This window comes from Chromohalobacter sp. HP20-39, assembly GCF_033052815.1.
Lineage (GTDB): Bacteria > Pseudomonadota > Gammaproteobacteria > Pseudomonadales > Halomonadaceae > Chromohalobacter.
The window spans coordinates 1-280 of record NZ_JAWHTP010000559.1 but is presented as its reverse complement, the minus strand read 5'-3'; the positions used below and the strand labels follow the sequence as shown (position 1 = coordinate 280).

Here is a 280-nt window from a genome sequence, read left to right as displayed (position 1 = left end):
GCCCATGAAGAGCAGCTTCTTACCGGGATGCGTCCACATGAAGGCGAGGTAGGCACGCAGATTGGCCAGGCGTTGCCATGCATCGCCCGGCATCTTGCCCAGCAGCGAGCCCTTGCCGTGTACCACTTCGTCATGGGAGATGGGCAGGATGAAGTGCTCGGAAAACGCATAGACCAACCCAAAGGTCAGACCGTCGTGGTGGTGCTGGCGGTACACCGGGTCGCGCTGCATGTAGTGCAGCGTGTCGTGCATCCAGCCCATGTTCCATTTGTAGTCGAAC

The 280-nt window shown here is 59.6% G+C and carries 1 pseudogene; it reads right to left on the bottom strand.

Features of this window, described 5'->3' with window-relative positions:
• Positions 1 to 280: pseudogene (locus RVY79_RS19190) on the bottom strand (1,4-alpha-glucan branching enzyme); the annotation flags it as partial.